This window comes from Helicobacter sp. 23-1044, assembly GCF_053654695.1.
In genome coordinates, this window is record NZ_JBSIUQ010000007.1 from 22,851 (window position 1) to 48,323 (window position 25,473).

35 protein-coding genes and 1 pseudogene are annotated in these 25,473 nt (G+C 42.6%); 14 read left to right on the forward strand and 22 right to left on the reverse strand.

The window, feature by feature from the left end:
- Nucleotides 1-271 precede the first annotated feature (271 nt).
- From ACWIUD_RS07055 to ACWIUD_RS07065, 3 genes are all read right to left on the reverse strand, one after another.
- Nucleotides 272-1,231, reverse strand: a complete 960-nt coding sequence (locus ACWIUD_RS07055; RefSeq protein WP_454148027.1) for a KpsF/GutQ family sugar-phosphate isomerase — start codon at nucleotides 1,229-1,231, stop codon at nucleotides 272-274.
- A 49-nt stretch (nucleotides 1,232-1,280) separates the two neighbouring features.
- Nucleotides 1,281-1,829 carry a hypothetical protein gene (locus tag ACWIUD_RS07060; RefSeq protein ID WP_454148029.1) on the reverse strand — a complete coding sequence of 183 codons (549 nt, stop codon included), beginning with the start codon at nucleotides 1,827-1,829 and terminating at the stop codon, nucleotides 1,281-1,283.
- A gap of 86 nt (nucleotides 1,830-1,915) precedes the next feature.
- On the reverse strand, nucleotides 1,916-2,248 hold the full coding sequence (locus tag ACWIUD_RS07065) for a hypothetical protein (protein WP_454148031.1): 333 nt from the start codon (nucleotides 2,246-2,248) through the stop codon (nucleotides 1,916-1,918).
- A 114-nt stretch (nucleotides 2,249-2,362) separates the two neighbouring features.
- Between ACWIUD_RS07065 and ACWIUD_RS07070 the strand changes: the two genes are divergently transcribed.
- Complete coding sequence (locus ACWIUD_RS07070; RefSeq protein WP_454148033.1) at nucleotides 2,363-3,769, forward strand: cation:dicarboxylate symporter family transporter; 1,407 nt, start codon at nucleotides 2,363-2,365, stop codon at nucleotides 3,767-3,769.
- 144 nt (nucleotides 3,770-3,913) lie between these two features.
- On the opposite strand, the gene ACWIUD_RS07075 is transcribed toward ACWIUD_RS07070, so the two are convergent.
- Together ACWIUD_RS07075 and ACWIUD_RS07080 are read right to left on the reverse strand one after the other, a co-directional pair.
- Complete coding sequence (locus ACWIUD_RS07075; RefSeq protein WP_454148035.1) at nucleotides 3,914-4,066, reverse strand: hypothetical protein; 153 nt, start codon at nucleotides 4,064-4,066, stop codon at nucleotides 3,914-3,916.
- Between the two features lie 78 nt (nucleotides 4,067-4,144).
- Nucleotides 4,145-5,461, reverse strand: a complete 1,317-nt coding sequence (locus ACWIUD_RS07080) for a hemolysin family protein (protein WP_454148170.1) — start codon at nucleotides 5,459-5,461, stop codon at nucleotides 4,145-4,147.
- Between the two features lie 170 nt (nucleotides 5,462-5,631).
- On the opposite strand from ACWIUD_RS07080, the gene kdsB reads away from it, so the two are divergent.
- Together kdsB and ACWIUD_RS07090 are read left to right on the forward strand one after the other, a co-directional pair.
- Nucleotides 5,632-6,384 (forward strand): 3-deoxy-manno-octulosonate cytidylyltransferase, encoded by a 753-nt coding sequence (kdsB, locus tag ACWIUD_RS07085; protein ID WP_454148037.1) that lies wholly within the window; start codon nucleotides 5,632-5,634, stop codon nucleotides 6,382-6,384.
- Nucleotides 6,385-7,557, forward strand: a complete 1,173-nt coding sequence (locus tag ACWIUD_RS07090; protein ID WP_454148039.1) for a glutathionylspermidine synthase family protein — start codon at nucleotides 6,385-6,387, stop codon at nucleotides 7,555-7,557. It abuts the gene before it with no gap.
- Here ACWIUD_RS07090 and ACWIUD_RS07095 read toward each other — a convergent pair.
- The 4 genes from ACWIUD_RS07095 to ACWIUD_RS07110 form a co-directional block, all read right to left on the reverse strand.
- The gene (locus ACWIUD_RS07095; RefSeq protein WP_454148041.1) at nucleotides 7,528-7,707 is read right to left on the reverse strand and encodes a hypothetical protein; all 180 of its coding nucleotides are present in this window, start codon (nucleotides 7,705-7,707) and stop codon (nucleotides 7,528-7,530) included. The genes ACWIUD_RS07090 and ACWIUD_RS07095 overlap by 30 nt on opposite strands.
- A gap of 179 nt (nucleotides 7,708-7,886) precedes the next feature.
- Nucleotides 7,887-8,105, reverse strand: coding sequence for a hypothetical protein (locus ACWIUD_RS07100; protein WP_454148043.1), 219 nt, complete (start codon nucleotides 8,103-8,105; stop codon nucleotides 7,887-7,889).
- A 238-nt stretch (nucleotides 8,106-8,343) separates the two neighbouring features.
- On the reverse strand, nucleotides 8,344-8,574 hold the full coding sequence (locus ACWIUD_RS07105; protein ID WP_454148045.1) for a hypothetical protein: 231 nt from the start codon (nucleotides 8,572-8,574) through the stop codon (nucleotides 8,344-8,346).
- Nucleotides 8,552-11,257: a RecB-like helicase gene (locus ACWIUD_RS07110; RefSeq protein ID WP_454148047.1), complete on the reverse strand. Its 2,706-nt coding sequence runs from the start codon at nucleotides 11,255-11,257 to the stop codon at nucleotides 8,552-8,554. The genes ACWIUD_RS07105 and ACWIUD_RS07110 overlap by 23 nt, the downstream gene beginning before the upstream one ends.
- A gap of 144 nt (nucleotides 11,258-11,401) precedes the next feature.
- Between ACWIUD_RS07110 and ACWIUD_RS07115 the strand changes: the two genes are divergently transcribed.
- Nucleotides 11,402-11,668, forward strand: coding sequence for a hypothetical protein (locus tag ACWIUD_RS07115; RefSeq protein WP_454148049.1), 267 nt, complete (start codon nucleotides 11,402-11,404; stop codon nucleotides 11,666-11,668).
- A gap of 211 nt (nucleotides 11,669-11,879) precedes the next feature.
- Here ACWIUD_RS07115 and ACWIUD_RS07120 read toward each other — a convergent pair whose 3' ends face one another.
- The 6 genes from ACWIUD_RS07120 to ACWIUD_RS07145 form a co-directional block, all read right to left on the reverse strand.
- Nucleotides 11,880-12,209, reverse strand: a complete 330-nt coding sequence (locus ACWIUD_RS07120) for a hypothetical protein (RefSeq protein WP_454148051.1) — start codon at nucleotides 12,207-12,209, stop codon at nucleotides 11,880-11,882.
- Nucleotides 12,160-12,738: an FkbM family methyltransferase gene (locus ACWIUD_RS07125; protein WP_454148053.1), complete on the reverse strand. Its 579-nt coding sequence runs from the start codon at nucleotides 12,736-12,738 to the stop codon at nucleotides 12,160-12,162. Before ACWIUD_RS07125 ends, ACWIUD_RS07120 begins: the two co-directional genes overlap by 50 nt.
- Nucleotides 12,704-13,114: a hypothetical protein gene (locus ACWIUD_RS07130; RefSeq protein ID WP_454148055.1), complete on the reverse strand. Its 411-nt coding sequence runs from the start codon at nucleotides 13,112-13,114 to the stop codon at nucleotides 12,704-12,706. Before ACWIUD_RS07130 ends, ACWIUD_RS07125 begins: the two co-directional genes overlap by 35 nt.
- Nucleotides 13,092-13,319 (reverse strand): hypothetical protein, encoded by a 228-nt coding sequence (locus tag ACWIUD_RS07135; protein ID WP_454148057.1) that lies wholly within the window; start codon nucleotides 13,317-13,319, stop codon nucleotides 13,092-13,094. The genes ACWIUD_RS07130 and ACWIUD_RS07135 overlap by 23 nt, the downstream gene beginning before the upstream one ends.
- On the reverse strand, nucleotides 13,320-15,371 hold the full coding sequence (locus ACWIUD_RS07140; protein ID WP_454148172.1) for a transglycosylase domain-containing protein: 2,052 nt from the start codon (nucleotides 15,369-15,371) through the stop codon (nucleotides 13,320-13,322).
- Between the two features lie 172 nt (nucleotides 15,372-15,543).
- On the reverse strand, nucleotides 15,544-15,714 hold the full coding sequence (locus ACWIUD_RS07145) for a hypothetical protein (RefSeq protein ID WP_454148059.1): 171 nt from the start codon (nucleotides 15,712-15,714) through the stop codon (nucleotides 15,544-15,546).
- 16 nt (nucleotides 15,715-15,730) lie between these two features.
- On the opposite strand from ACWIUD_RS07145, the gene ACWIUD_RS07150 reads away from it, so the two are divergent.
- On the forward strand, nucleotides 15,731-15,964 hold the full coding sequence (locus ACWIUD_RS07150) for a hypothetical protein (RefSeq protein WP_454148061.1): 234 nt from the start codon (nucleotides 15,731-15,733) through the stop codon (nucleotides 15,962-15,964).
- Here ACWIUD_RS07150 and ACWIUD_RS07155 read toward each other — a convergent pair.
- A complete protein-coding gene (locus tag ACWIUD_RS07155; RefSeq protein ID WP_454148174.1) occupies nucleotides 15,862-16,305 on the reverse strand; it encodes a CZB domain-containing protein in 444 nt (147 codons plus the stop codon). The two genes, ACWIUD_RS07150 and ACWIUD_RS07155, sit on opposite strands and share 103 nt — an antisense overlap.
- Before the next feature lie 75 nt (nucleotides 16,306-16,380).
- A pseudogene (locus ACWIUD_RS07160) lies at nucleotides 16,381-17,187 on the reverse strand (methyl-accepting chemotaxis protein); the annotation flags it as partial.
- A gap of 94 nt (nucleotides 17,188-17,281) precedes the next feature.
- Here ACWIUD_RS07160 and ACWIUD_RS07165 point away from each other — a divergent pair.
- The 4 genes from ACWIUD_RS07165 to ACWIUD_RS07180 all read left to right on the forward strand — a co-directional run bounded on the left by ACWIUD_RS07165 (nucleotide 17,282) and on the right by ACWIUD_RS07180 (nucleotide 20,502).
- Entirely contained in the window at nucleotides 17,282-17,761 is a 480-nt protein-coding gene (locus tag ACWIUD_RS07165; protein ID WP_454148063.1) for a transcriptional repressor, read from the forward strand.
- Between the two features lie 31 nt (nucleotides 17,762-17,792).
- Complete coding sequence (locus tag ACWIUD_RS07170; RefSeq protein ID WP_454148065.1) at nucleotides 17,793-18,344, forward strand: hypothetical protein; 552 nt, start codon at nucleotides 17,793-17,795, stop codon at nucleotides 18,342-18,344.
- Between the two features lie 69 nt (nucleotides 18,345-18,413).
- A complete protein-coding gene (locus ACWIUD_RS07175; RefSeq protein WP_454148067.1) occupies nucleotides 18,414-19,838 on the forward strand; it encodes a Do family serine endopeptidase in 1,425 nt (474 codons plus the stop codon).
- Nucleotides 19,839-19,947: 109 nt separating this feature from the next.
- Nucleotides 19,948-20,502 (forward strand): ClbS/DfsB family four-helix bundle protein, encoded by a 555-nt coding sequence (locus tag ACWIUD_RS07180; RefSeq protein WP_454148069.1) that lies wholly within the window; start codon nucleotides 19,948-19,950, stop codon nucleotides 20,500-20,502.
- Here the strand turns inward: ACWIUD_RS07180 and ACWIUD_RS07185 are convergent.
- Nucleotides 20,442-20,942, reverse strand: coding sequence for a hypothetical protein (locus tag ACWIUD_RS07185; protein ID WP_454148071.1), 501 nt, complete (start codon nucleotides 20,940-20,942; stop codon nucleotides 20,442-20,444). The two genes, ACWIUD_RS07180 and ACWIUD_RS07185, sit on opposite strands and share 61 nt — an antisense overlap.
- A 4-nt stretch (nucleotides 20,943-20,946) precedes the next feature.
- Between ACWIUD_RS07185 and ACWIUD_RS07190 the strand changes: the two genes are divergently transcribed.
- From ACWIUD_RS07190 to ACWIUD_RS07200, 3 genes are all read left to right on the forward strand, one after another.
- Nucleotides 20,947-21,630: a phospholipase A gene (locus ACWIUD_RS07190; protein ID WP_454148176.1), complete on the forward strand. Its 684-nt coding sequence runs from the start codon at nucleotides 20,947-20,949 to the stop codon at nucleotides 21,628-21,630.
- Between the two features lie 292 nt (nucleotides 21,631-21,922).
- Nucleotides 21,923-22,591 (forward strand): outer membrane beta-barrel protein, encoded by a 669-nt coding sequence (locus tag ACWIUD_RS07195; protein ID WP_454148073.1) that lies wholly within the window; start codon nucleotides 21,923-21,925, stop codon nucleotides 22,589-22,591.
- 290 nt (nucleotides 22,592-22,881) lie between these two features.
- Nucleotides 22,882-23,040, forward strand: a complete 159-nt coding sequence (locus ACWIUD_RS07200; protein WP_454148075.1) for a hypothetical protein — start codon at nucleotides 22,882-22,884, stop codon at nucleotides 23,038-23,040.
- Nucleotides 23,041-23,070: 30 nt separating this feature from the next.
- Here ACWIUD_RS07200 and ACWIUD_RS07205 read toward each other — a convergent pair whose 3' ends face one another.
- A complete protein-coding gene (locus ACWIUD_RS07205) occupies nucleotides 23,071-23,499 on the reverse strand; it encodes a Dps family protein (RefSeq protein ID WP_454148077.1) in 429 nt (142 codons plus the stop codon).
- Nucleotides 23,500-23,677: 178 nt separating this feature from the next.
- Between ACWIUD_RS07205 and ACWIUD_RS07210 the strand changes: the two genes are divergently transcribed.
- Nucleotides 23,678-23,809, forward strand: a complete 132-nt coding sequence (locus ACWIUD_RS07210) for a hypothetical protein (protein WP_454148079.1) — start codon at nucleotides 23,678-23,680, stop codon at nucleotides 23,807-23,809.
- Between the two features lie 105 nt (nucleotides 23,810-23,914).
- On the opposite strand, the gene ACWIUD_RS07215 is transcribed toward ACWIUD_RS07210, so the two are convergent.
- Both ACWIUD_RS07215 and ACWIUD_RS07220 read right to left on the reverse strand, forming a co-directional pair.
- Nucleotides 23,915-24,178, reverse strand: a complete 264-nt coding sequence (locus ACWIUD_RS07215) for a 2-hydroxymuconate tautomerase family protein (protein WP_454148081.1) — start codon at nucleotides 24,176-24,178, stop codon at nucleotides 23,915-23,917.
- A gap of 31 nt (nucleotides 24,179-24,209) precedes the next feature.
- Nucleotides 24,210-25,001 (reverse strand): sulfite exporter TauE/SafE family protein, encoded by a 792-nt coding sequence (locus tag ACWIUD_RS07220; protein ID WP_454148083.1) that lies wholly within the window; start codon nucleotides 24,999-25,001, stop codon nucleotides 24,210-24,212.
- A gap of 57 nt (nucleotides 25,002-25,058) precedes the next feature.
- Here ACWIUD_RS07220 and ACWIUD_RS07225 point away from each other — a divergent pair, with 57 nt between their 5' ends.
- Nucleotides 25,059-25,289 carry a hypothetical protein gene (locus tag ACWIUD_RS07225; protein ID WP_454148085.1) on the forward strand — a complete coding sequence of 77 codons (231 nt, stop codon included), beginning with the start codon at nucleotides 25,059-25,061 and terminating at the stop codon, nucleotides 25,287-25,289.
- Between the two features lie 6 nt (nucleotides 25,290-25,295).
- Here the strand turns inward: ACWIUD_RS07225 and ACWIUD_RS07230 are convergent, their stop codons facing one another.
- The gene (locus tag ACWIUD_RS07230; RefSeq protein WP_454148087.1) at nucleotides 25,296-25,448 is read right to left on the reverse strand and encodes a hypothetical protein; all 153 of its coding nucleotides are present in this window, start codon (nucleotides 25,446-25,448) and stop codon (nucleotides 25,296-25,298) included.
- Nucleotides 25,449-25,473 lie beyond the last annotated feature (25 nt).

Below are 25,473 nucleotides of genomic sequence, written 5' to 3' on the forward strand. Positions count from 1 at the left end.
TAAAAATTGCGTATTTTATAAAAAAAAATTTAATGATAACTTAAATGTAAAATTTTAACGCAGAATCTGCGCTAATTTCATAATTGTAGGATTTGCGAAGCAAGTGGCAATTTAATTCGTAGATTCTGCGATTTTATAAAATTTTCGTGCTAGATTCTGCGAATCGCAGAATCTGCCCCCACTTCGTCATTGCGAACGAGCGAAGCGGGTGTGGCAATCCAAATTCGCAGAATCTGATTATAGATTGCCACGATTTTGCCCCCGCAAAACTCTAATTTATCCCCGCCTCGATGAGTTTGTGAATATGCACCACGCCTTGCACTCTCATTTCCCCATCCACCACCACGAGCATTTGGATTTTCGCCCCCTCAATCACGCGCAGAGCGTCATACGCGAGCATTTGCGCATCATCGCACACCTTTGGATTTTTATTTGCAAAATTTATCGCTAGCGCATCCAAGCTAAAATCGCCTCGCATCATCGCCCTTCGCAAGTCCCCATCGCTAAGCACCGCGCAGAGTTTGCCATCATCCAAAATCAGCACATTGCCGAGTTTGCCCTGCGTCATTGCGATGATTGCGTCTTTTAGCGTTGTGTGTGCGGTGATTGTGGGGAGATTTTCGCGCTGCATTAAACTAGCGATTTTGACAAATAGTCTCCGCCCCAAACTCCCGCCGGGATGGAAGTTTGCAAAGTTTTCCTTGCTAAAATTTCGCCTTTTCATTAGGCATACCGCGAGCACATCGCCAAGTGCCAACGCCAAAGTCGTAGAAGCTGTCGGGGCGATATTTAGCGGGCACGCCTCTTTTTCCACGCTAATATCGATGAAAAAGTCGCCCTGCGCGGAAATAGAAGTGTTTTTGTGCTTTGTCATTGTGATGATACCCTTTGAAAGTCGGCGCAGGTGGGGCATTAGCGCGATTATCTCATCGCTCTCCCCGCTGTAACTAATCGCCAAAATCGCATCATTCTCGCAAATCCCGCCCAAATCCCCGTGCATCGCCTCTGTGGGGTGGATGAAAACGCTTGGCGTCCCCGTGCTTGACAGCGTGGCGGAGATTTTCGCGCCGATAAGTCCGCTTTTGCCTACGCCAAGCACGATTAGGCGATTTGAGTGATAGATAAAATCGATGATTTTTGAGAGAGATTCTGCGTTTAGGCGACTTTTCGCATTTAAAATCGCCTCGCTTTCAATTTCCAAAACTTCCCTTGCAATCGCTACAAAATCCATATTTTACTCCAAATTTTTGCTGAAATTTTAGCAGGATTTTAGGCAGAATCTATGGAAAAATCACAGGAATATCAGGGTAACCCACTGCATTTGGCGAATCTAAATATAAATTTCCCACACCAGCAATCTTTTTTGCGCCTTTATCCACCAAATCATTTCGCAAATAGCTCACCTCAATCACCGCGCCCCAAAAATATCCATTTACATAATACACCGCACCATAGCAATTAAAATGCGTGTGAATGGGCGTATAATGTGCCCTCAATCGCTCCAAAACCGCTAACCTTCGCTCCGCAAAAGGCGCGTTATCCAAGTAGCATTTATGAAATTCAAAAAGCACCTGCGGAAAATACTGCGCAATTTTTGCTAAATCGATATTTTCTAAAATCTCCCATTCGCAGTCCTCAATGTCGCATTGTAGGATATTACACGCATTTGGGTTAAAATCGTGTTGCGCCAAAAGATTTTCAAAGCTAATCGTATCGCGGGCATCTCTTGCGCCCACAAATTTTTTGTAAAATGTGATATTTGGGTGATTATACGGGGCTTTGTTGATACTTGCGTCATATTGCAACACTTTATAGCCAAAATTTGCCATATCCAAATCCCACGGCGAATAGGGCGAAACGCCAAATGAGAGGGCAAAAGGTGGATTTTGTGAAAAATTTATTTGTGGTGGATTATCTAGCAAATAGGGGGGGGGGAATTATGTGATGAATCTTGCATAGATTCAAACAAGTCAATTTTTGGATTTATCATAATGTATCCGCCATCATTCGCCCCACCCACGCGCACTAGATTCTGCGATATAAAATTTGAGCGCACGGGACGAACGGCATTTAGGTAGCGTTGCATTGTGGTAAAATCGCTTGTTACGCCTACTTTTCCGCCATTTTTAGGATAAAATGCCATCAGCAATTCATCTTTATGTGCCACATTCGAATCGCGTAAAACATTGTAAGCAAGGACATTTCGCAGATTCTGCGAAATTTCTGTTTCGCTAAGAAGATTTATCATTTTTCTTTTTAATTTCTTAAACATTCTGTAACCTTTATGCAAAATAAGTCCGCCATTTTAGCACAAAGATTTGCATTTTCGCTATAATTTGGCAAAAAACAACAAGGGAGCGAAATGCTAACAAAGGATAACGAAACCTACAAGCAAAAGCAAGTCGATAAAAATCTCATCGCAAAATCACTCGTATTTTGGGTATTTGTGGGATTATTTTTGGGTGTGGTATTTGGCAGTGTGGGGAGTTTTTATAACGCAGAATCTACCGATAACAGCGCGATAATCTCGTTTTTTTATAATTTTAGCGTGGAGAGCAAGGCATACACGATTGACCCATTTATCAAAGGGCTAAAACTTTTGATGGGACCCATTATATTTTTAACGATTATCACGGGTATCGTGCGGTTAGAGGACTTAAAGACGCTTGGTTCGCTTGGGTTAAAAACGCTGATTTATTTTGAGGTGGTTAGCACACTTGCGCTAGTTATCGGCGTAGTGTTTGGCGAGCTAATAAAGCCCGGTCACGGGATGCACTTAAAGGTTGAGTCGCTAGATTCAGGTGATGTGGCGGGATATATCGCGCAGGGCGATTCGATGCCACACACGGCAAGTGGCGAGATTTTGCATATTTTAAAGTCCGCGATTCCGCACGACCCCATTACGCCATTTGTGGAGGGGCGAATCCTTCAAGTGCTTGTGATGGCACTCTGCATTGCGATTGTGCTAAGCTTCACAAGTCCGGCGTTTAAGGATAAGGCATTAAAATACCTTGAATCTATGCAAGAGACATTTTTCAAAGTGCTAACGATTCTTATTTGGTATTCGCCACTAGCGACATTTGGGGCGATGGCGTTTTTAATCGCAAAGTTTGGATTTGCCTCCATCGGCGGGATGGCGCAGCTTTTACTTACGATGGCGGTTGCGGTGCTTGTGTTTATATTCATCGTGCTTGGGGCAATCTGCCTACTTGGTAAAATCAATATTTTCAAACTTATGCGCTTTGTGTATCGCGAAGTGCTAGTGGTTTTTGCTACGAGTTCGAGTGAAACCGCTCTCGCCCCGCTTATGCGAAAGCTAGAAAAGGCAGGGATTCAAAAGGCAAGCGTGGGATTAGTCGTGCCTGTGGGATATAGTTTCAATTTGGATGCGACAAATATCTATTTAAGTCTCGCCGTGATTTTTCTATCCCAAGCATTTGACATACCCATCACCATCGAGCAAACCATCACGCTAATCATCATTTTGATGATAAGCTCAAAAGGCGCGGTAGGCGTGACGGGAAGCGGATTTATCGTCCTTGCAGGCACACTCTCTGCGCTAACGATGGGCGATGGCTCGCATTTAATCCCCGCTGTAACGGTGGCTGCGATTTTGGGTATCGATAAATTTTTAAGCGAAATGCGAAGCGTGGGTAATCTCTGCGGAAATGTCGTGGCGTGCGTGATGGTAAGCATTTGGGATAGGCGCGTGGATATGGAGAAATTTAAATATGCGCTAGATAATCCCGATGAATTTAAGGTGCTTTAAGGGTGCGCGATTATCGCTTGTTGCGTGGATACAATTTGTTCTTGGGTAATCATTTGGATTATTTTTGCATAAAACTGCGCTCGATGAACCCCCAAGTTCTATCTCGCTTGTTTCACGCAAAAATAATCCAAAGCACTACCGCCATTACTTCGATGGTTGCTTCGCTTCGCTCGCAAATTCTACGAATTGTGATTTGCTAACGCAAATTATTTTGTCATTTTGAGCGAAGCGAAGAATCTCTAAAATAATCCCGTCATTGCGAGATTCTGCGAAGCAGAATCGTGGCAATCCATACATCAGATTCTGTGATTTTTGCGTGTGATTCTGTGAAGTTTTTGTGTCAGATTCTGCGATTTTCGCATTAGATTCTGCGCCTTACTCGATATTTTCGCTTTCCTCGCTTTCATCTTTTAATCGCGTGATTTTTAGTCGCTTAATCCGCATTCCATCGATTTCTAGCACTTCATAGGCAAAGTCTCCCTCTACTACGCTGTCCCCAACAAGCGGTTCTTTGCCAAGCAGATTAAACACATATCCGCCGATGGTAACTTGCTCTACCTCATCGCTAAATGCTATGTGAATCTGCTCCCCAATCGTATCCAAATCCAACATTCCATCGACTTCATAAGTATTCGCGTCAATTTCTTTAATGTCTTGCGTTTTTTTGTCGTGCTCATCGGATATGTCGCCCATAATCTCTTCGATAATGTCCTCCATTGTGAGCAATCCCGCTGTCCCGCCGTATTCATCGACAACTAATGCCGTGTGGATTTGCTTTTTATTCATTTTCATCAGCACATTTGAAATAGAGCTTGATTCAGGGACGATGATTAACTCGCGCACGATTTTTGATAAATCACAAGGCGCAGAATCTGCCCCGATTGTCGCTTGAAGCAAGTCGCGGATATGAATCATTCCTACCACATTATCCTTGCCCTCTTTGCAGTAAGGATAGCGTGTGTGATTTGTCTGGCGGACAATTTGGATATTTTCCTCATAAGAATTATCATCAAAAAGGCACACAATGTCCTTGCGTGGCGTCATAATCTCTTTTGCCGTTGTGTCGCTAAAATCAACGGCGTTTTTTAAAATCTCGCTTTCGATTGAATCCAAATATCCGCCCTTCAAACTCTCGCCAATGATGATTTTGATTTCTTCATCGCTGTGGGCGTTTTCAGCCTCTTCGCTTATCTCAATGCCGATTCTACGGAGAAAAAAGCCGCTCATCATCTCAAAGCTCTTTATCACAGGGAAAAACACATTGCGAAACAAATACAGCGGACGCGCCACAAAAAGCGTGGATTGCTCCGCCTTTGCGATAGCGATAGACTTTGGCACAAGCTCCCCAAATACGATATGCAAAAATGTGATTAAAGTAAAGGCAATGACAAAGCTAACCGAATGAAGCAAAATTGTATTTTCGCCAAAAAACCCGCTAAATGCCTTATATAGCACCTTTGCGATAGCTGGCTCACCAAGCCACCCAAGCGCAAGAGATGAAAGCGTGATTCCAAGCTGTGTGGCGGACAAATAAGTATCAAGCGACTTTGTGATTTTTAAAGAGAGCTTTGCATTTGCTTTATTTTTCTTTGCCAACTCTTCAAGTTTGGAGCGTCTAACTTTGACAATCGCAAACTCTGAGAGGACAAAAAACCCATTCAACGCGACAAAAAACAATGCCAATATTATCATTAGCAACTGACTCGGCGAACTATCCAACAATAATCCTTTTGCTTGTAGATTTTATGTGATTTTCATAAAAAAGCGCGAAAATTATAGCTTAAAATAAAAATTCTAACCTTAAAGGCGAAATTTTAGGGTAAAAATCGCTAGAATCCACGCAAAAATTTTAAAGGCAAACTATGATAATAATCCCCGCAAGACTGCAATCCACGCGATTGCCAAATAAATTATTGCTACCATTAAATGGCGTCCCGCTAATCATTCACACCGCAAAAAAGGCACAAAATATCGATGATACAATCGTGGCGTGCGATGATGAGGCGATTTTAAAGGTATGCGAATCGCACAAGATTCACGCGATGATGACTTCGCGCTTACATTCAAGTGGCACGGATAGATGCGCAGAAGTGGCGCGGGAGCTTGATTTGCCCCGCAATGAGATTGTGATAAATTTGCAAGGCGATGAGCCATTTTTGGAGGAAGGTGTGGTTGATTCGCTCATAGATTCGATGCGCCACACGCATTTTATGGCAAGCTGTTATAAGACTATAAGCAAGGCGGAGGCGGTTGATTCAAACATAGTCAAAGTGGTGGTAAGCAATGATAATTTCGCGCTTTATTTTTCGCGAAGTGTGATACCTTTTGAGAGAGTGGATTCAGCAAAAGATTCGGCGAATCTCGCCACGAATCAAACCACAGATTCATCGTTAGAATATCACGGACACATAGGAATCTATGGCTTTTTTGCGTGGAGTTTGGAGGAATTTTGCGCTCTGCCAAAATCCCCGCTTGAATCCATCGAAAAATTAGAGCAACTCCGCGCCCTTTGGCATAGAAAAGAAATCTTTATGACAAAGGTTGAAACGCAATCAATCGGCATTGACACGGAGGCGGACTACAAAAACGCACAAAAAATTATGGGAGATTTGTAAATGAAAATCATTGATTTAAAGCCTTTGGATAAGGACGCGCTAGAAAATATCGGGTTAGAATGGCACACAGACGCCGATAATACGCCATATATCGCAAATGAAGCGGTGGAGATTAGCAAGGCAGAAGCGGAGGCGTTTTATAACGCAGGGAACGAACTTTATGATATGTTTGTCGAAGCTGGGGAATATGTCATCAAAAATAATCTCTTTTTTGAGCTAGACATTCCTACAATGCTAATTGATAGCATAAAACAAAGCTGGGAAAATGAAGTGCATTGGCATATTTATGGGCGGTTTGACTTTGCGGGTGGATTTGATGGGAAGCCTTTAAAATTGCTTGAATTTAACGCAGATACGCCCACTTTGCTTTATGAATCCGCGCTAATTCAGTGGGCGTTGCTAAAATTCAACAAAATGGACGCCGATTCGCAGTTCAATGATATTTTTGATGCCATTAGCGATAATTTTAAGCGAATGATTACGCTTGGCGCGGATTTGGAGCGATTTGATGAAATGTATGAAGGCTGGGGCGTGTTATTTTCTAGTATTAGAGGCAACGCCGAAGAAGAGCGCACCACGCGATTTTTGCAAGAGTGCGCCAAAAATGCGGGGCTAAAAACAGAATTTGCATACATTGATGAAGTGATTTTTGATGAAAATAATGGCGCGTTTTTGGGCGATTCGCAATATGAATTTCTTTTCAAACTGCTCCCGTGGGAGATTATTAGCATTGATGAGCCTGAACTTGCCGTGCTTGTGAATAAAATGATTGCAAACAAAAATACGATTTTTCTAAATCCCGCATACACGCTACTTTTTCAAAGCAAACGAATGCTAAAAATTTTGTGGGATTTGTTTCCAAATCACCCGCTATTGCTTGAATCTGCCTTTGAGCCGATTCGTGGCAAAAAGCAAGTCAAAAAAGTCTCATTTGGGCGAGAGGGCGCAAATGTGGATATTTTGGATTCAGATGGCGCGATTTTAGCGCAAAGAGGCGGCGAATACGGCAATTACAAGCCACTTTATCAAGAATTTTATGAGCTAAATAGCGCAGGTGGCGCATTTTATCAGCCAAATGTCTTTTTTGCTTACGAATCTTGCGGACTTGGAATCCGTAAAGGCGGGGAAATAATGGATAATATGTCAAAATTTGTAGCACATTATTTGAGGTAAATTTTGGTAGATTCTGCGAATTTTGTTTGAGATTCTGCGATTCGCACGAAAAATTATAAAAACGCAGAATCTGTCTTTTGATTTTGTGGATTCGCAGAATCTGCGCTGTTTTATGTCATTGCGAGATTTGCCAAAGGCAAGGCGAAGCAATCCATTTCCTCGTCATTGCGAGTGAGCGTAGCGAACGCGGCAATCCATTTTGTCATTCTGAGCGGAACACGAAGTGCGAAGCGAAGAATCTCAAAAATTTCTCCCCCTCACAAATGCGCGCGGGGGATTCTCTTGCGTTTCCCCCTCCCTTGCGGAGGGGGATTAAGGGGGTGGGTATTTTACGATTTAGATTCTGCGATTTCGTGCGAGATTCTGCGATTCACAGAATCTGCGTCATTTTCCGTCATTGCGAGATTTGACGAAGTCAAATCGTGGCAATCCATTGTTTTGTCATTCTGAGCGAACAAAGTGAGCGAAAAATCTCTTGTTAGATTCTGCGATTTTCGTGCGATTCGCAGAATCTGCGATAGATTCGCCACTTTTAGCATTTGATTCACTTAAATCTTCTCGCAAAAAGGGCTGCACCCCCCCCCGCCCTGCTCCCCCTACGCGCCAAAAAGCAGCCGCTTTTTCGCTTTTAGGGGGAGTGCCTCGCATTCTCCGCTTCTAGCAAAAAATCGGCGGTTGCACTACTGCAACCTTGAATCCGATTTTTTGCACCACGAAGCGGGCGAGATTCGGTGCTTCGCACGGATTATTTTTTTGGATTGCTTCGTTGCACTCGCTTCGCTTCGCTCAAACTGCCTCGCAATGACGAAAAAAACACGCTAGATTCTGCGATTTTCGTGCGATTTGCAGAATCTCGCAATGACGGCGTTTGTTTTTAAATTGCTTCGGCGAATTTTGCGATTCGCCTCGCAATGACAAAGTGGGGGCAGATTCTGCGTTTCCCAAAAAAAATTTCAGATTCTGCGATTTTGGTGGATTTTCAAATTCCGCATTTTCACACCTCCAAAATCTCCCCATTTGCGAAGCACAAATACGCGCGGATATTTTTGTAGTGCGCCCTTGCAAAGTCCGCATACCGCAGAATCTGCGCCTTTTTGCCCTCCAAATCCAAATCGCTACTTTTATAATCCAAAATCACCGCATCGCCCCCCATTTCAATCAAGCAATCAATGCGATTTAGGCGATTATTTTCCAAATACGCCACCTCACAGCGCACAGATTCTGCGTTCGCCAAAATTTCGCGTAACGCCGCATTTCCCAATATTTTCCCCACGCTCCGCAGTATCTGCGCCCTTTCATTCGCCCCCAAAACCATCCCAAAGCGATTTTGCAAAATCGTCTCAATCTCATCATCGCTATTCCCGTAAGCAAGGCGCATTTCTAACGCCAAGTGCAGGGCGATTCCGCGCATTTTGGAGAGATTTGTGTAGGATTTTTCGCTCTGCTTTATAAAGTCGCCTTGTTTGCCAAAGTCGTATTGCGCGGGGATTTTCGCGCTAGATTCTGCGAATTTTGGCGATTTTTCGCCGATAATGTCGCTTCCAATTTTCCCATCTTTTAAGTCCAATAATTCCAATCGCAGGGCATTTTTTTTCGCAGATTTGATGATAAATAAACTATCCTTTGCGCGGGTAAATGCCACATACAGCACATTTAGCGCGTCATTTTCATCCACTGATTTTTTCTGCGCTACGATGTTTGCAAACTCATCATCCACGAGCACACGCGCCTTTTTGTCGCCTAAAAAATACACCTTCCCACCGCGCAAAGATGGCGCGTAAAACTGCGCAGTGTCGCGATTATTCTGCCCTTTTAAATCGCAAATAATCACATCTTCAAACTCCAATCCTTTGGATTTATGAATTGTCATAATCTGTATTTCACACGCCAAATCAGCAGCATTTTTTATCTCCGCACCGCCCAAATATGCGATGAATTTTTCCAAATCATCAAACTTCGCACTTTCCTCCAAAATCCGCAACGCCACAATGCCACGAAGGGCAAATGTCTGCATAATGCGGTGGATGATTTTATGCACCTCTGCGTCCTTTTTTATCGCAAGTGACGGCGCAGAATCCACCTCACCGCCATTTAATTTCACGCAATTTTTGAGATAAAAAATATTATTTGTTTGCAAAAATCGCAGGGCATTTTGGATGATTAAAAGTTCGACATTGTTGCTTTTCTCCGACTCCAATGCGATTTTAGTGTGCGGAAAATGGGCGCGCAAAAACCCATAAATTTCCTCCGCAGAACTTACATTGCGCGTCAAAATCGCAATATTTTTTTTGTGATTTGCTAGCAAAGTTTGGATTCTGCGCTCTATCAAATCAAACGCAGAATCTGCCTCACTCTCGCTTACAATCTCCACAAATCCGTCATTTTTACTCTTTGGATTTTGCATTTCGTAATTTGGAAAGCGCGTTTGAAATGCGCTATTTACGAACTCCACGATATTTTTTGCACTGCGATAATTATCTTTTAGCGTTTTTTCACTCATATTCAACTCATCGCTAATCGCGCGAAATAGGCGACTTTCCCCTCCCCGAAATCCATAAATCGCCTGTTTTTCGTCACCCACAAAAAACAGCGTCTTGTTTTCTCTCGCGCCATCGCCACTTTTAATCTCATCGATGAGCGGTTTTAGGTTTTCATACTGCTCTAAATTCGTATCTTGGAACTCATCTACCAAAATGTGATTGATTTTTGAATCAAGGCGAAAATAAAAGAAATTTTTATCAATATGATTGTGAAGCAAATCATAGCAAATCTCGCTAATATCGCTAAATGTGAGTTTATTATGCGATGAAATCACTTGCAATTTTTGCTTTTTAAACTTCGCATAAATATTAGAAATTTTCCATAAAATCTCGCTTTCTTGCATTTCAAAAAATTTTTTGCATAAATCTTTTAGATTCTGCGTTTTTCGCGCGATAATCGCAGAATCCACCGCAGAATCTAGCGTTTTTTGCATACCTTCTGTTAGTTTAAAAATATTTTCCACGATGGCACTAACATTTTTTTTGTCAATATTTTTATTGAAGCGACTTTTTATAAAATGTGCGTTTTTTTGCCCATCCACCGCATTTATAGCAAATGCACGCAACTCATCAAACGCATTTATAATCTCATCTTTCAAATCGCTAGATTCTGCGATTTCGCCCAAAAACTCGCCATTTTTAAGCGAATTTATCATAGATAAAATATCTTTTTGGTTTAGTTGATACTTCGCGCAAAACTCTATCAGCGCGTCAAACTCGCCCCCTCCAAGCAAATCAAGCGTCTTTTTGAAAATCTCACCATCTAACTTAAAGTCCGCGCCCACTTCATAATCGCTCCGCACACCCGCGTAAAAACTAAACTTTTTCACCACCGCATTGAAAAACGCATCAAAAGTCATAATGTGATTTTTGCTCTCCACAAAATGCCGATAAATCGCCCCGCTCTGCGTCTCAATCGCACTTTTTGAGATACCTAAATCAAGCAGATTCTGCGAATAGGCGTCATTTGGATTTTGGCAGAGCAAAAAAAGCGTGTTTGTAATGCGCGCAAGCATCTCATCCCGCGCCTTATTTGTGAAAGTGATACACAAAATCTCATTTGCCCTCGCGCCAAAAAACAGCAAGGAAATATAGCGCAGTGTCAAAGCGAAAGTTTTCCCGCTCCCCGCACTCGCGCGAATGCTCTGCCATCGCTCCATAATGCCCCTTTTTTGTGAAAATCAAAGGGGAATTTTAGCAAAATGGCGGTGAATTTTGTTGCAAGATTCTGCAAATCGCAGAATCTAATGAAAAAAATCAAAAAACGCAGAATCTAGCGTGTTTTTTGTCATTGCGAGATTTGCTTGCAAACTCTGCAAATTAGCGTAGCGAATTTTCGTGGCAATCCAAAAAAAACAACGCCGTCATTGCGAGATTTGACGAAGTCAAATCGTGGCAATCCATTTTTAAATTTTACGATTTTGGTTTCATTTGCAGAATCTACGCCCTTTTTTCGTCATTGCGAGGAAGTGCGTAGCACTGACGAAGCAATCCAAAAAAATTGTCATACTGAGCGAAGCGAAGTATCTCTTCTTCATTTTAGATTCTGTGATTCTGCGATTCTGCGATAAAATCGCCATTGTTATCACTTGAATCGCTTGTTTTTTTCTCGCAAAAAGGGCTGCACCCCGCTCCCGCTCCCCCCAATCATTTAATTGTGTCCCCAAAAAGCAGCCACTTTTTCGCTTTTAGGGGAGTGCCCAGCTTTCGCTTCTAGCAAAAAACGGCACTCGCACTACTGCTCGCTTACTTCCGATTTTTTGCACCACGAAGCGGGCGAGATTAAGGGTGCTTCGCACGATTGATTTTTATCATTTTTGCTATCGCAAAAATTTGTGGATTGCCACGATTTTGCTTCGCAAAATCTCGCAATGACGGAAAAACACACAAATTCGCAGAATCTTGGATTGCCACGAAAATCCTACGGATTTTCTCGCAATGACGAAAAAAGGGTGCAGATTCTGCGAGATTTTCGCCGTTTTTTGCATTAGATTCTGCATTCGCAGAATCTACCCACCCACTTAATCCCCCTCCGCAAGGGAGGGGAAATTTTGGAATTGCCCTACGCAATGGAATTGCGAGATTCTGCGTAAAAATGCTCCAAAAATTCATTTTCATCTAAATTTTCGCCCAAAATCAGCACATCATAATAATAAATATTGCAGTTTGAGTGCGCCACATATCGCGCTAGTAGCGTAAGATTCTGCGAATCATCAAGTGCCAAAGCACACATTGGCGACCCAAAATTATCAAAGATTATCACCCTTTTGTATCCGCAGGATTTTAGCGCATCAAAAATCGACAAATAATCCTCGCCCTGCGCCTCCAAAAATGCCTTATCCCACTCAAAATACAGCGATGGTTTGCGCGATTTGATAAAGTCAAGTCCGCTTCGAAGCACCTTAAAATCAAATCCATCGGTATCGACTTTTATGAAGTTCGCGTCAAATTTATGCTTTTGCAAAACCGCATCCAAAGTCGCAAACTGCGATAAAATCGCCGTTGATTTACTCAAAACGCCACTGCCGTTTTTTAGCGTCATTTGATAGTTTGCGCTTGTTTGCTCGCCGATTAGGGTTGTTTCGATGATATAATTTATCGTATCGCTAGTTCTGCCCCCCCCCGTTTTGAATATTGCCATAATTTGCCCTTAAATTTTTCTCAATCAAATTTGCATAATTTTCACTGCCCTCAATTAGCAAAAAATTTGCACCTTTGCATTGAGTGAAAACCGCCGTATCACCGATATTTGCGCCGACATCCACCATATTCAAAAACCCGCATTTTCCCTTTATAAAATGCGCGATTTTGCCTAGTGCCATATCATAATTTGGATATTGCTTTTGGTAGGCAAAAATCGTGTGCGAAAATGGCATAGTTAGGCAAAATCCGTTGTATTTTAGCGTGATTAGCGGATTGCAAAATCTTAAAATTATCGCGCGGATTTTCCATAAAATCTTTGCCAAAAACTTTGATTTTGTCCTCAAATACGCTTTATAAATCATCTTTGCAATCATAATTTCCTCCATTAAAGTTAAAATTTCGCAGATTCTGCGTTTGTTTCATTTGCGTGGGAATGACAATTTTTGTGGATTGCCACGATTTGCCTTTGGCAAATCTCGCAATGACGGAAAAAACGCACAAAATCGCAGAATCTAAAAATAGATTGCTTCGTTGCACTCGCTTCGCTTCGTGCGTCTCGCAATGACGAAATGCACTCATCTAAAACAAAATCTCTCCATCGACATTGCTTTTTGCGGGTAGTTTGGAAGTTTTCGTATAAAGATACTCCACGCCATCGATATTTCGCCGAAAAATCCCGCTTGGCACATCAAACGCCCTTTTTAATCCCGGCTCCACGCGCAAAATATTACGGAAAAACTCCCCTGCCACCGGCGCGCTAATCACGCCACCTGTGAGATTATTGCCGATTGATTTATTATCATCGCGCCCATACCACACGACAACTTGAAGCGTAGGCGAAAATCCGCTAAACCACGCATCCACGCTGTCGTTTGAAGTGCCCGTTTTCCCTGCGATTTCGATGCCCGAAGTGCGCGCGCGATACCCCGTGCCGTGCGTTACGACACTTTTCAAAATATCAATGCTTAAATATGCCTGCTCTTTGGCAAGTAACTCTTTTGGCGCAGAATCTAGCGCAGAATCTGCGGATTTTTCGCCAAATTTTTTGGTGGATTCTGCGATTTTCGCGCTAGATTCTGCGATTTCTAGGGGCATTTCGCTTCCATCAGGTTTGATAATCTCTCTAATAAGTTTTGGATTTAGTGGCGTCCCATAGTTTGCAAAAAGCGAGTATTGCTTCGCCACATCAAGCGGAGATAGCGCGAAACTCCCTAGCACCACAGTCATATCCTGCGGAATATTTGCAAATCCATAATCCACCATTTTCCCATACACCGCGCGAAATCCAATCATATCTACCAAATTTATCGTTGCCAAATTTAGCGAACGGCGCAGTGCCTCTTTTAGCGTAACGATACCATTGTAACTGCGCGAATAATTTTTCGGTCGCCACGAGTTATCCGCCGCCTCTGCGTCATTTTCGATAGTTTCTTCTGTTTTTAAATCCGCATTGCTTAAATCCGCCTCATTTTGTCCAAAACTTCGCGCCACATCCGAAATCTGCGTCCCTTGCGAGTATCCCATATCAAGTGCGATTTGATAAATGAAGGGTTTCACGGTGCTACCAAACTGCCTTTTTGCCTGTGTGGCGCGATTAAATGGACTTTTTGAGTAATCCACCCCGCCCACTAATGCCAAAATATTGCCCGTTTTGCTTTGCGTGACGACAATTGCGCCATTTAAAGTGTCATCCGTTTCCTCCGCAGAATCTGCGGAGTTTTCATTAGATTCTGCGTTTTTTACTTTTTTGGTGCGGGAGATGATATTGTCATATCCGTTTTTTAGCGCGGTTTGGGCGACTTTTTGATAATCCAAATCAATGTGCGTTTTCACCACATATCCGCCCGTTTTCAAATCTTTAATGTGGGAGAGTTGTCGCAAAACCTCATCGACAACATAGGGGGCGAGATTCTGCGTTAAAGTCTTGTTATAAACCTTTGGGACTTCATTTAGCGCGTTTTCAAACTCATCTTTGGTAATCCACCCGATATTATAAAGTCGCTCTAAAATCGTATTTGCGCGGGTTAAGGACGCCTTTAAATTCGTCACGGGATTATAAAAGGATGGTGCTTTTGGGAGTGCCATAAGCATTGCGATTTCTTTTAAAGTGAGATTTTGCAAATCCTTGTTAAAATACCCGTCCGCCGCCGTTTTTATGCCATAAAATCCATTGCCAAAAAATATGCAGTTTAGGTATTTCTCCAAAATCTCTTCTTTGCTTAAAAACTTTTCAATTTGGATTGTGATGATTGCCTCTTTGAACTTCCTATCAAATGTCCGCTCCATCGAAAGGGCGATATTTTTGACGAGCTGCTGTGAGATGGTGCTGCCGCCTTCATTTAGTCCGCCGGATTTGAGATTGCGAAGCATTGCACGCATTATCGCGTCCAAATTTATCCCGCTGTGCTCAAAAAACATCGTGTCTTCCACCGCCAAAAGCGTCTCAATAATCTTTGGGGGAATCTCATCATAAGGCACAAAGTGGCGGAATTCATCCTCAAAGGCATTCGCCACTAATCTATCTTTTCTATCCAAAATTTTTAGTGCTTTATTTGGCGTGTAATTCACCACCTGCGCGACTTTGCTCTGCGTATCATAAATCGCTACAATCGTAAATAGCGCAAACATCATCAGCAAAAATAGCACAACCGCAAGGGCAATGCGCCGTTTGGAGTTTATTTTGGTAAATTTTTTAAGAAAATTTTTAAGAAATTGCAAAAAAATCCTTTTATGTAAAATTTAAATATCGCAGATTCTGCGAATTAACACAGATTCTGCGATTTTTCACGCAAATTCACAGAATCTAGATTGCCACGCTCGCTTCGCTCGCTCGCAATGACGGCGTGGGGCAGATTCTGCGATTTGCCTTTGTTTCGTCATTGCGAGGCAGTTTGAGCGAAGCGAAAACAACGAAGCAATCTATATTTATTCTATGGATTGCCACGAAGTCGCCACAAGTGCCGACTTCTCGCAATGACGGCGTTATATGTTTGGATTGCCAAGATTGTGCTATCGCAGAATCTCGCAATGACGGCGAAAATATCACAGATTCTGCGATTTATCACGCAAAATCACGCAAAATCGCAGAATCTACGCAGAATCTCACCGCAATCCCACCGCGTTATTTTTCCAAAACCTCCATTTCCTTACTCATTTTTGCGATTTTCGCCTGTGAGGTGGCGAGTTTCTCGCTTAGCATTTCATCAATCGCGCTAAAAATTTGATTTCCCATATCCTCAATTACCACCATTTTGCTATCGATGAAATTCTTTGGAGTCGCCCTATTTGCGTCAAGCAGACTTGCAGCAAGCGCATTTGCCTCCGTGTGAATGCTTAAATGCGGGACTTCGACTTTTTTATACGCATTTGTCGCGGAGAAATTCTTTTTCCCCTCGCCCTCATAATACCACTTGCCAAAGCGGCAGCTTGTGCCATCGACTTGTTTAAATTCATTTGTCATACCAAAAATCAGCGAATAAAGTCCTTGTTTGTAAAGCAAATGGTCGATTTTGGCAAGTCCGCAGAATACCTTGTCATTTGAACAGCCGATTTTCAGCTCCGCCAAAATGGAGTTATCTTTGAAAACTTTTACGATATTATTTATCTCATCGACATCCTCTTTGACACTTTTTGTAACTTCGTTGATTTCCTCTGTGCTTGTTTGAATGTCACTTGCCTCTTGCTGCATTGATTTTACCACGATGGCGATTTCTTTTGTCGCTTTTTGCGTTTTTTCAGCGAGTTTGCGAACCTCATCTGCGACAACGGCAAATCCTCTCCCGTGCTCGCCCGCCCGTGCCGCCTCAATTGCCGCATTTAGCGCAAGTAGATTTGTTTGCTCGGCGATATCGTCAATTAGCGAGATGACATTTGTGATTTCGTTGCTTCTTTGCGTGAGTGAGCTGACTAAATTTATCGCATTTTGCATTTTTTCATACAAATGATTTATTTGCTGTGAGGAACTTTGCGAAATCTCAATGCCCTTTGTCATCCCCTCCGCAGTCTTGTGCGCGACTTCATAAATCTCTTTTAGCTCACCTACTAGCTCAATAAAGGCATTTTGACACGCAACCGCCCCGCCGTGCATACATTTATTGTAAAATCCTAGCAAGTCCTCGCCCAATTCTTTGGAGCGTGAATCGACTTCATTTAGGTAATAAATGGCGATATCGCCGACTTTTTTTGATTTGACTTTGATATTATTTTGCGTGGTTACAATCTCGCTTTTGCCCTCTTTCAAACTTTGCTTAATCCCATCAAAGTCCCTAATCTCCGTGCATTTATCGTTTTTAAATACCACTTCATCGCCCAAAAGTGCCACTACAAATTCATTTTGCGAGTGCGATGCAATCGCCTTGTATAGCTCATTTTCCTTTTTTAATGCCTCAATTTCTTGCTTCAATGCTTCTAATTGTCCGTTGTTATAAGTGTGCTTTGCGCCAAACATTTTGTCTCCTTAAAATAAAAAATGTGCGGATTTTACCAAATATTATTTTAAAATCTAGTATAATTTGCATTTTATAATATTTGGGAGGACGAAATTGGCGGAGAATAAAATCAAAAGAACAGAGAGTTTGGAGTCTGTCATCACGCGCTTGCAAAGGGTAGTAACCGCAAAGCAGCTTAAAACAAGCAAGCAAAGAGAGCATATTTTGGCGTTAATTTACAACAGCAAAACGCATTTAAGTCCAGAGGAAATCACAAATGCCCTAAAATGCGATGATAAAAACTCATCGCTTTCAAGCGTATATCGCATTTTGCAGTTTTTGGAGACTTATGGATTTTTGACTTCTGTGGAGACAAAAAGCGGGAAGCGATATGAAATCGCCGCAAAAGAGCATCATTACCACATTATTTGTCTTGGGTGCGGGAATATTATGGAGTTTGTGGATGATGATATTCGCGAAAAGCAATCAATCATCGCCAAAACGCTAAAATGCGAACTAATCAGCGATAATCTGCGACTTTTCGTGCTGTGCGGGAAGTGTTTGGGGAAGAAAGGGAAGGGATTGGTGTATTAGATTCTGCGAATGCGGTGCATTCAATTCGTCTTTGGGTGCATTTTTCGCACTTGTAAAAATTTTAGGGCGTTCGCAGACCGCTAGTCTAGTCTCACACCCTAAAATTTTTACAAATACAAAACTTCCACCGCAAATACTAGAATTGTTTGTAAAGGCAGATTCTGCGATTCGCATAAAAAACGCAGAATCTAGTGCAAACAATCCGTCATTGCGAGTGAGCGAAGCGAGCGTGGCAATCCAAAATTTTGCGATAGCAAAAATGATAAAAATCAATCGTGCGAAGCACCAAAATCTCGCCCGCTTCGTGGTGCAAAAAATCGGGAGCAAGGTGCAAGTCAGTGCAACCGCCGATTTTTTGCTAGAAGCGGAAAAGCGAGGCTCTCCCCCTAAAAGCGAAAAAGCGGCTGCTTTTTGGCGCGTAGGGGGAGCGGGGAGGGGGGTGCAGCCCTTTTTGCGAGAAAAAACTAGCGAATTCAATGCTGAAAACGGCGAAAATATCGCAGATTCTGCGAATCGCACGAAAATCGCAGAATCTCGCCCAAAATCGCAGAATCTACGCAAATTTGTTAAGAAATCCGCATAAATTAGCGACATTTTTTAGCATTTTTTACATATAATTTCGCTTATTTTTAGCAATTTGAAAGGATTTAAGATGAGAATTTTAACTGCATTTTTAGCGTTATGCGCGATTAGCTTTGCTTTTGACTTCGCCGAAATGCCAAGTGCCACAAAACGGCAAAATCCAAGTGGTGCTAATGGTGTGATTCACTCATACAATGACGCAATTAGCGAGGTAAAAAAGAGTGTCGTAAATATCTCCACGCAAAAAAAAGTCAGCAACAATGTCCTAAATCATCCTATGTTTAGCGACCCGTTTTTTCAGCAGTTTTTTGGCGACATTTATCGCAACGCGCCAAAGGATAGGGTAGAGCGAAGTTTAGGCAGTGGCGTGATTATCTCAAAGGACGGCTATATCGTTACGAACAATCACGTGATTGATGGCGCAGATAAGATTTTGGTAAGCCTCCCAAATAGCCCAAAAAAAGAATATGAGGCAAAAATCATCGGCAAAGACCCTAGAAGTGATTTAGCGGTAATCAAAATCAACCAAAACAACTTGCCATACGCAAAAATCGGCAATAGTAATGAACTAATGGTAGGCGATGTCGTCTTTGCCATCGGCAATCCCTTTGGCGTAGGCGAATCCGTAACGCAGGGCATAATCTCCGCGCTTGATAAAACAAATATGGGGATAAATGATTATGAAAACTTTATCCAAACAGATGCATCCATAAATCCGGGCAATTCGGGCGGTGCGCTTATTGATTCGCGTGGTGCGCTTATAGGTATCAATACGGCGATTCTCTCACGCACAGGGGGCAATCACGGCATAGGATTCGCAATCCCTAGCGATATGGTAAAAAAAATCACAAAAACGCTGATTGAAAAAGGTAGCATTGAGCGCGGATTTTTGGGCGTTGGGATTCAAGACATTACGGATAATTTGTCGAATCTCTACGATGGCAAAAGTGGCGCGGTTTTGGTGAGTGTGGATAAAAGCTCAGCTGCGGCAAAAGCGGGGCTAAAAGTGTGGGATTTAATCATCGCGGTAAATGGCAAACCCATAAATAGCGCAAGTGAGCTAAAAAATACCATCGGCTCATATCCACCAAATGAAGTCGTAGAAGTGCGCTACATACGGGATAAAAAAGAATACAAGGCAAAAGTGAAATTAGACAAATACACCCAAAATGGCGAAATAGCAAGTGCTCAAAGTGGCGATAAAGGCGCGAAAAACGCCAAAAATAGCGGACTTGTCGTAGAAAACATTGATAGACAAATGCGCCAACGATACCAAATCCCAAGCGATTTTAACGGCGTGATTGTGAGTGAAGTGGCAGAGAATAGCACGGCGCAAAAAGCGGGATTTGAGAGTGGCGATATAATCACGCAAATTGAGGACATAAAGATTAACAGCGTGAGCGATTTTAACAATGCGATGAAAAAATATAGTGGCAAAACGAAGCGAATTTTGGTGCTACAAAATAGGGGACTAAATACGATAATTTTGAAGTAGATTCTGCGATTTGCAGAATCTAGCGTGAAAAACGCAGAATCTTGCTAAAATTTCGCACAAAATTCGTGCAAAATTCACATAAAAATTTCACACGCAAAAAAGGGAGAAAATGCCACGCCCACGAAGTAAAGATGAGTTGCTAAAAGCGATAAATGATGAGTTTGCCAAACTTTTGAGATTTATCCAAAATGTGCCACGCGATATTTTGGAGGGCGATTTTACCCACCCACTGCGCGATAATTCGCGTGATAAAAATGCCCGTGATGTGCTTATCCACCTTTATGAGTGGCACAAAATGTTGGAGCATTTTATCGCAAATAATTTGGAGTGCGATGGCAAAAGATTCACGCAAAGGGCGCAAGTTACGCCATTTTTGCCCGCTCCGCATAATTGGCGCACTTATCCAAAGCTAAATATTGAGATTTGGCAAAAGCACCAAAGCACGCCCTTGCAAGTCGCGCTAGATGACTTGCAAACAAGCCACAGCACCATCGCAAATTTGGTGCAAAAATTTAGCGATGATGAGCTATTTTGCAAGGGGCATTTTGCCTGCACGGGGGCAAATGCGCTTGGTTCGTTTGTGATTTCAAGCACTTCTAGCCACTATGCGTGGGCGACAAAGCAACTCAAAAATGGTATAATTTCAAATAAAAGATTGCGATGATTTTGGGTAAAATTTTGGCGGGTTGCGTGGTGCTTGTGAGTTTTAATATGTCGCTTGGGGCGGGGGATTTTAGCGCAGAATCTAATTTTGATTTTGCGGTAGATTCGGCGATTCACGCAAAAGATTCTACGATTCAGACGCAAAACGCAGAATCCGCAAATAGGGGGGCAAAATAAGTTAGAAAATACAGATTCTACTTTTGATTCCCCCTCCCTTGCGGAGGGGGACAAAGGGGGTGGGTTAGATTCTCCCGCAAATTTTGCAGAATCTAAATCGCAAAACACCCACCCCCTAACCCCCTCCGCAAGGGAGGGGGGACAAATTGCAGAATCTGCGCTAGATTCTGCTGCCACGCCACGCGCGATTGTTCGCCCAAAAGATTCAAGCGCATTTTTTGAAAATTGGCGCGATACATATTTTTTGTATGTGTATAATCTCACGCCTATGCGAAATCCGCAGTATTTTCGCGGTGAGATAAAGGGGCAGGTGAGTTTTCGCGCACCCATCGTGTCTTTTAGCGATGAGTGGATTTTTTATTTGGCATTTACGGATACTTTTTATTTTCAGCTTTTTAATGAAAAGGCGAGCTCGCCGATGCGGGATAATGACTTTCAGCCCGAGTTTTTACTGACTTATCGCCCGAGTGATGTGAGTGATGGCTTCGCGCTAACTGAAATCACGCTAGGGTGGCGACATATCAGCAATGGCGAGATAAATATCGCGCAAGGCGGGGCGGCGGATAGAAGTAGGGGGAGCGATAGATTTATCATAAAGGCGCGGTTTTCGAGTAGGCATTGGGGGCTTGATGTGGAGGCGTTTGCGCCGACTAGATTTTATGCGGAGAACCGCGATATTTACAAGTATTTGGGGATTTTGGAGATAAAGGCAAATATGCGCTACGGCGACCATCTAGCGGACTTTGGCGTGGGTGGATTGCTCGGCGTGCTCGCCCCGCCCTACAATGTCGCCAAAAAGCGCCCTACGCCCTACTTTCGCGCAAGTTATACTTACAAAATCAACGACTACTACGGCATTTACGCGCAGTATTTCGCGGGATATGGCGATGTGCTGTATGAATACGATTACTTTTCGCATAGAATCGGCGTTGGCATAAGATTCGTGCGGTAGGGGTGGGGATTCTGCGATTTTTGCATTTGATTCACACTTAACGCGCAATGACTGACAAAAACTTACATTTTTTTCATTTAAGCAAAATTTAAGGTTTTTTTAAGAAAACTTTAAGGGGGGGGGCAGTTATACTTTTGCCGTCTTTTTAGACTAATTTTCAAACAAAGGAGCTTAAAATGTTAGGCAAAATCATTAAAATCATCGCGGTAGGCGTAGTTAGCGCAGTGCTAATGAATGGATACAGTCTGTCTTTTGGTGTGAATGACAGCCCCAAAAAAGAAAAGGCGGAGTGATGAAAAGGCTTTATAAAATCTGCGTTTTATGCGCGTTTTTGGGAGTGGCGAATGCTGGGGAAGGCAATGGCGTATTTGGCGGGTTTGAAGTAGGATTTGCAGAGCAGCAGGTAACATTATCAAACACCACAAATGCCACAAGCAATGTGACAGGCAATGCAAACGGCGCAAATAGCGCAAGCACCACCAGCAACACCGCAATGGTTTTTGGGATAAAACTCGGTTACAAGCACTTTTTTAACGAGTGGATTGGCATTCGCGGGTATGCGAGTTTGGATTACGCGCAAAGTTTGTATCACATCAAAAGTGGCAAAAGTTGGCGCACAGGCGTGCTTGGCAATGGGAGTTATGTGGCAAATATCGATGCACTGCTAAATTTCTACAACACCGAAAACGCCAATTTTGGCGCGTTTGCAGGACTTGGCATCGGTGGGCAGACTACATTTGACTCATTCTACCTTTACACCGATGAGACGCGCACAATCACGGATTTATATGTCGATTTGAAGCTTGGAGTGCGCGTAAATGTCGCAAATCACGGGATGGAGCTCATCGCAAAAATCCCGCTAAATACGGCAAAAAAGACTTTTGATGAAGGTGTGATTAGCGTAGATGCGAAGTATAGGCAACTTTACCAAATTTTGCTAGGGTATAATTATAGTTTTTAGGGCAAAATTTTAGATTCTGCGAAATTCGCGTGAATCGCAGAATCTAAAAATCAAAATCGCAGAATCTCACACAAAAAAATTTGTCATTGCGAGACTTGCGAATGCAAGTCGTGGCAATCCATAGAATTTGTAAAATCGCAGAATCTGTTTTAACTTTGTCATTCTCGCGCGTAGCGAAGAATCTCTTTTTTTAAAATTTTAGAGATATTTTGGCGTTTTCAAAGTATCAATATGACAAAAAATGCCCCAAATTATGCGAAAATAGATTGCCACGAAGTCGCTCTTAAAGCGTGACTTCTTGCAATGACGAATCTAGCGCAGATTCTGCGTTTTTTTTGTTTGATTTCGCAGAATCTTGCCCCAAACTTTCGCAGAATCTTTTCCCTAAATCTCCGTTAGTTTCTGTGATTTTTGAGATATTTCGCAGAATCTCCCCAAATCTCCGTTAGATTCTGCGTTTCGTAAGATTTTTGTGAAATTTACGCAAGTTGCGCTTTTAGCATCCAAATCTCTTTTTCTAACTTCGCAACAACGCCATTTGCGTAATCCGCACTTGGCGTATCGCCCGCCTTTTCGCCCGCCTCTGCGAGGTTTTTAAACGCCTCCAAAAAGTATTCAAAGTCCGCCAAAATGATTTTTAGCACTTCCTCGCCACTAAAATCGCTTTTGCTTTCCTCTTTGATTTTCGCAGTTTTCAGCGCAGAATCTAGCGTCACAAGCGGTTTTCCGCCAATTTGCAAAATCCGCTCCGCCACCGCATCAAAAATCTCCGCAAACTCATCATAAATCCGCTCCGTGCTCTCGTGGATGGGCTTAAAAAGCGTCCCCTTCACATTCCAATGCAAGTTATGCAGCTTCATAAAAAACACAATACTATCGCTCTGAATTTGCCTCAAAATCTCTATCATTTTTCATCCTTTAAGTTAAAATTTAGCTACCAAATAATAATTTTTATTATTTGGGTGCGAAAAAATGGTAGCATAAAAATTTAAATTTTGATTTTCAATCATCAAAAATAGCAAATTTTCGCAGAATCTACGCAAAAATCTTGCATTTTGGTAACACTTTGTGGGATTCTGCGGATTTTTGACACAAAAAGATTTTTTAGATTCTGCGGATTTCACGCAAAAATATTTTTTAAGATTCTGCGATGGGATTCTGCGACTGCTTCATTTGCAAATCCTTTGGATTGCCACGACTCGCAAGCAAATCTCGTAATGACAAAAAATCACCCTAGTTTCACATAATCTTTAAGATTTTTACTTTTTAGATTCGCCCTTTTTCGCGCTTTTTGGCGAATCTTTTTTATTTGTTACACATTTTTCACGCCTTTTTTTGCCATTTTTCACGCCCTTTTTCGCCATTTTTCACGCCCTTTTTCGCGCCACTTTTTCGCACCTCTGTTATGCTCTCACCGCCTAATCCGTAGTTGTCCGTGTCGATTTCATCGATTATGACAACGGTGCTAGACTTATTTTTGCCTAGCACTTCGGCGAGTAAGTTTGTAACACCTGCGATTAACTCCCGCTTTTGCGCGATTGTGGGCGTCCCATTTTCTTTTGTGATGCGAATATTTACAAATGGCATTGCGAATCCTTTTTAAAAAATTTTAACATTTCTAAATCCCCAAAATCCCCATTTTGCGCAAAAGCGTGAATGCGGTGGTGAGTATCGAAAAGGCATAGACGCAAAGCATAGCGGTTTTGTGGGAGTTTAGCTTGATTTTCTCCATCATTTTTGTGCCGATAAATACGCCAAGCAGCGAGCCTACGCCCACTGCCACGCCCATCGTCACCACGCTTTCGTTTAAAACTCCCTCCCGCGCGAATGAAAGACTCCCCGCACAGCTTGCAAAAAGAATGTAAAATAGCGAGATTCGCGCTACTTGCTTGCTGTCATACCCTAGCGCAAATCCCAAAATCGCCGCGAGCTGCACGCCCCCGCCGATGCCAAGCGATATGGCAAAGACGCCCACAAGCGCGCCTGTGCCTACTAAAATTACTCGTTTTTGTGCCTCCGTGCGGGACTTTGCGACTGCCACGCTTTTTTTGGAGCGAAAAAAATATTTGATGAAAAATATCACGCCAACGCCCAAAAATATCGCTGTAAGCGTGATATCTGAGAAAAAATTCACGATTATCCCGCTAAAACTCGCACCCATTAGTCCGCCAAATCCCACGAAAAGCCCGTCTTTGAGATTTAGATTTCGCTTTTTGTAGTTGAGATATGAGCCAAAGATGGATGAGAAAATCATCTGCACCACGCTAATTGCGACTGCGTGATGCGATGAAATGCCTAGTAGCAGGGAAAATGGGACGATTATCATCCCCCCGCCGATGCCAAAAAGCCCCGAAGTCGCCCCCGCCACGATGCCGATGAGTGCGTAGGGGATAAGTGCGATGAAGTCCATAGCGCGCCTTTTTTAGAAAAAATTTTAGCATTTTAACGAAAATTTACAGAATCTAGTGTGCAAAATCGTAGAATCTCGCAAATCAAATCCAAAAAATCGCAAGAATCTCGCACGAAAACGCAGAATCTAGCGCATAGATTGCCACGACTTGCAAGCAAGTCTCGCAATGACGGATTATTTTATTTTACCCCCTACCCCCTCCGCAATGGAGGGGGAGAGAATGCAAAACCACACGCAAGGGAGGGGGAGAGTTTGAGATATTTCGGCGTTTTCAAAGTCTCAATATGACAAAAATCAATGCAGATTCTGCGAATTTTGTATTGTTTGATTAGATTCTGCGATTTGCACGAAAAACGCAGAATCTTGGATTGCCACGACTTGCCAAGGCAAGTCTCGCAATGACGGATTATTTGAGATTCTGCACTCGCTTCTCGCGCGAGAATCCAAATAAGATTCTGCGAATTTTGATTAT